The organism is Candidatus Electronema sp. TJ, assembly GCF_048287355.1.
Taxonomy (GTDB): domain Bacteria; phylum Desulfobacterota; class Desulfobulbia; order Desulfobulbales; family Desulfobulbaceae; genus Electronema.
Genome location: NZ_JBLWEP010000121.1, coordinates 3369 through 7299 on the forward strand (window position 1 = coordinate 3369; position 3931 = coordinate 7299).

At 57.3% G+C, this 3931-nt stretch carries 4 protein-coding genes and 1 pseudogene; 1 reads left to right on the forward strand and 4 read right to left on the reverse strand.

Annotated elements, in window-relative coordinates; genetic code table 11:
* Nucleotides 1-8: 8 nt before the first annotated feature.
* From ACNKID_RS09180 to ACNKID_RS09195, 4 genes are all read right to left on the reverse strand, one after another.
* On the reverse strand, nucleotides 9-530 hold the full coding sequence (locus tag ACNKID_RS09180) for an SEC-C metal-binding domain-containing protein (protein ID WP_417913131.1): 522 nt from the start codon (nucleotides 528-530) through the stop codon (nucleotides 9-11).
* 158 nt (nucleotides 531-688) lie between these two features.
* Nucleotides 689-1399, reverse strand: coding sequence for a response regulator transcription factor (locus ACNKID_RS09185; RefSeq protein ID WP_417913132.1), 711 nt, complete (start codon nucleotides 1397-1399; stop codon nucleotides 689-691).
* A gap of 80 nt (nucleotides 1400-1479) precedes the next feature.
* On the reverse strand, nucleotides 1480-2589 hold the full coding sequence (locus ACNKID_RS09190) for a porin (protein ID WP_417913133.1): 1110 nt from the start codon (nucleotides 2587-2589) through the stop codon (nucleotides 1480-1482).
* A 286-nt stretch (nucleotides 2590-2875) separates the two neighbouring features.
* The gene (locus ACNKID_RS09195) at nucleotides 2876-3523 is read right to left on the reverse strand and encodes a precorrin-8X methylmutase (RefSeq protein ID WP_417913134.1); all 648 of its coding nucleotides are present in this window, start codon (nucleotides 3521-3523) and stop codon (nucleotides 2876-2878) included.
* A 46-nt stretch (nucleotides 3524-3569) separates the two neighbouring features.
* On the opposite strand from ACNKID_RS09195, the pseudogene ACNKID_RS09200 reads away from it, so the two are divergent.
* Nucleotides 3570-3931, forward strand: a pseudogene (locus ACNKID_RS09200) (hypothetical protein); the annotation flags it as partial.

Below are 3931 nucleotides of genomic sequence, written 5' to 3' on the forward strand. Positions count from 1 at the left end.
GCCGCATCTCAAGCAGAGGCAGCCTGCCGCTCTGTCTGCGCATGAACTTGGCGGAGCAGATCGGAAGGATACTGTTTCTCGATTCGGCGCACCGCCGCGCTGATCTGCGGCACCGGCGCACTGACCAGCTCGGTCTCCATGCCGCTCTGGTGATCTTTCAGGAAGAGGCTGCGCCTGCGCAGGGCAAAGGCATGGCTCCAGTCCACCTCGATCAGCTCGGCATCCTCCTGCACTGGCGGCAGCAGCGGCTGCCCGGCGGCTGCCGCTTGGAACGCGTCGCGCTCGGTTGTTTCCAGCACCCATGCGTCACCTTCTTTGGTGCTGAAGAAAACAAACACGCCTGTGTCGCAGCAGCATTCCAGCAGGCGCATGGCGGCCTGCTGGATTTTTTCGACCTCCCGGAGGAGGGAGGCCTGCTCCAGTCGCGGCGGCGCGACCGGAAGTCCAGTTTGCCGACGCGGCAGGCAGCAATACTTGTATTTTTTTCCTGACCGGCAGGGACAGGGTTGGTTGCGTCTGATTTTGCTCATTTCTGTAACCGGCTCTTGATTCGTTTTCGCCTGCCACACCTCAGCGTCAACACGGCGGCGGAATTGTCCCTCATGGCATCCGATTGCCCTGAGCTGTCAAAGAAAAAATCCAAGGCGCATCTGACATCGACAGCGGAGCATTGCGCCCCGCTATTTTTTCATGAAGAGATCGTCATATGTTGCGCCCGGAAACGGTAGCCCACCCCACGCACGGTTTCAATGCAGGAGCCGAGATCGCCGAGTTTTTTCCGCAGGCCGACAATTTGAACGTCTACGGCCCGGTCTGTGACGCTGTAATCCTCCCCGCGCACCGCCTCGACGATCTGATAGCGGCTGAAGACCCATCCGGGCCGCCTGCTCAGGCAGAGCAGGATGCCGAACTCGGTGGCGGTCAGACGCGCCGCCTCTCCCTTGACCGACACCTCGTGGCGGGAGCAGTCAATCTGCAAATCGCCGAAGCTGAGAATCTCGGCTTGGCCGTCTTCGTCCGTCTGACGCGAGCGACGCAGGGCGGCCCGGATGCGGGCGGTCAGGACGCGGGTGCTGAAAGGTTTGGTCACGTAGTCATCCGCGCCCAGCTCCAAGCCTACCACCATGTCGGTCTCCTCGCTCTTGGCGGTGAGCATGATCACCGGAATGCGGGCAGCAGCCGAGTCCCGACGCAGGCGGCGGCAGACTTCCAGCCCATCCAAGCCGGGCAGCATGATGTCCAGCAGAATCAGGTCAAAGGCGGTCTGACGGACGGCGTTCAAAGCCTCCTCGCCGGACATGACGCAAATCACCTGATACCCTTCTTTGGCCAAATTGTAGCGGATTAATTCGAGAATGTCTTCCGCGTCCTCGACCAGCAGGATTTTTTCTTTAGCCATCTTTGCTGAAAAAAAGGCCATGCAGGATACCCCTGCATGGCCTTTTAACAGGGCGCGGACTGCGCACTCTGCGGGGAGAATTAGAATTTGATCCTTGCGCCAGCCATCATGACGCTGATCGGCTCGTAGTCTGCGCTGGTATTGTTCTCCAGCTCAAAGTTCTGATATGCCGCGTAGAGGTCGGTGTTCCATGCGGACAGATTCTGCACGAGCTGCACACCGTAAACCGTGCCTTCCTCGCCGGTGGTCTGCTTCTTCACGTTTTCATAAACGCCGTAGTCAACAGACACGGCGGTGGAGCCAACATCAGCCAAGAGGTTCTTGCAGATGTAGCCGATCTTGCCGTACATGAAGAACGGATCGTCGCCGCCCGCAGGCATGTTGTCGATGTCACGGGTGCCGCTGGCGAAGGTCAGGTTCAGGCCGAAGGGAAAGAGCACTGAGGCGGAGCCGTCAAGCTGGCTGTAGCCTTTGCCCGGATTGGCCAAGGCGACGGCGGCCTCCAACTTGGTGCCGTCGAATTCGCCTGCGTACTTGAGGGCCGCATCATTGGTGTCCTTTTCGGCCAATGACGCGCCGAGCGTGAAGCCGCCGAAAGATGGGGAATCATAGCGCACCCGGTTCACACGGCTCAAACCGTCCATCGAGTCAAAGACATTCCCTACAGTGATGCCGCCGGCTGGATAGCTGTTGCTGGCAGCATCATAGAACTGAAAACCAGTGCCAACAGCAAGGTCAGCGTATGAGGCAACTGTGGTGCCGGAAAGATCGACTTCGGAGGTGTCGGTGGAAGCGGCATTGCCTTTGCCCAGAGAGAGCTTGCCGAGCTGCGACTTGAACCAGACATCGAAATGACGGCCAAGAAATTCTCCGGCAATGCTCTCGTTGGCCATTGAAACCTCATTGGAGGGATTCTCCTGCCACTCAACCTCAACCACAGAGCCAATGGTCAGGCCCTCAGTCGCGGCGACCTCGCCTTTCAGGCCGACTCTGGTGCTGGAGTTGTCGTTGTCCACATGGAAAAACTGGTCTTTGTAGCCGTCATCGGCATACATGGCTGCCCGGTTGACTTGACCATAGAGTGTGGTTGCAACCTTGTCGCTGCCAGTCTTCAGTTCCAATGCCTGCGCTCCTGCCGCTGCGAGCAGCAGCCCCGCCGCAGCCACGGCCATCGTGCCTTTCTTCTTCATTTTCTTCTCCTTTTGCTTGGTTGAGTTCAGCCCGCTTGCATCGCGTTCCACAGGCTACTTCCGCAGCCTGCTTTATACCCCGTTTCTGAAAAAAATACTATTTTTTTTATCCGAAGATAAATCAGCCTTCTGCGTGGCACAGTGCCGGAGCCTGCGCTGGTTGCCTTGCCGCGCAGAAGACTGAGGGCAGCGGCCTGCCTCCGATAATTCTTGAGCCGCGTCAGCAATTATTTAACCGCAAACTGTGAAAAAACGGTTAGCCTTCCGTTACAGTGCTGTCAGCAGTTCAATTTTTTGGCAGCTCCTCTGCGGCGAGACGCAAGAGCGCGTTCACTGTCGCGACAGCCGCAGGCGTTCCACCCTTCCGTCCCAGAGCAGTGATGAAAGGATATGGCTTGCTGGCAAGAATTTCTTTAGACTCCGCCGCGTTGACAAAGCCGACCGGCACGCCGATCACTAAATCCGGCGCAAATGTCCCGCGCTCGATCAGCTCCATGATTTTGAGCAAGGCGGTGGGCGCGTTGCCTGCCACAGCAATGCCGATGTTCTCCCCGGCGGCCAGCTCAACAGCCGCCTCGGAACGGGTCATCCGGCCCGTGCTGGCCCGCTCCGCCGCTTCGGCTGTAGCAATCCGGCAGATCACCCGCCCGCCGAACCGTGCCAGCAACTGGTTGGAAATGCCGCTGGCCGCCATGTTGACATCCACGAGAATGTTTTTTCCGGCACAGATCGCCCGCCGCCCGGCCTCCATTGCCTGCGGATGGAAACGCAGGGTTTCGGCAAAGGAAAAATCTCCAGTGGCATGAATGCAGCGCCGCACCACGGCGAACTGCTCCGAACTGAAGGCTGTCGGGCCAAGCTCCGCCTCAATGATGCGGAAGCTCTCGGCTTCAATTTCCAGCGGGCCTATGCTCTGAATCTTGGTTGAACTCATTTTGTGAAGAAATATGTAAATAAACCGAGTTGCGCCCTGAAATGCCTTGAAAAACCATGCTTCCCTGAATGGCAGTTTTCTGCTGTCTGGCGCGAATACAGCCGCACACGGAGGAGAACCCAAGATTACAACATTTTACTGTTTATGCGATGATTTTTTACTTCCAGAATCAGTCTGGCGCGGCCTGATGAATCAGCTTGCCGCGCGGTTTCATGAATCGGATTCATTGAAAATTTATCTCGCGGACAGTCTTTCTGTCCCTGCCTGCCGGAATATCCGCATAAAACGCTGCAAAATAGAATTTTTGCAAAAGTTGCCAAGCGTTGCGGTAAAAAGCGGACCGGTTGTTGACGTATGCAGGCTGTCTGATAATCAGGACAAAGCTTCCGTGGATATTCCAAGCCGGAA

Coding starts and splice junctions, on each gene's coding strand:
- ACNKID_RS09195 (WP_417913134.1), bottom strand. CDS start 3,523: ATGAGTTCAACCAAGATTCAGAGCATAGGCCCGCTGGAAATTGAAGCC.
- ACNKID_RS09190 (WP_417913133.1), bottom strand. CDS start 2,589: ATGAAGAAGAAAGGCACGATGGCCGTGGCTGCGGCGGGGCTGCTGCTC.
- ACNKID_RS09180 (WP_417913131.1), bottom strand. CDS start 530: ATGAGCAAAATCAGACGCAACCAACCCTGTCCCTGCCGGTCAGGAAAA.
- ACNKID_RS09185 (WP_417913132.1), bottom strand. CDS start 1,399: ATGGCTAAAGAAAAAATCCTGCTGGTCGAGGACGCGGAAGACATTCTC.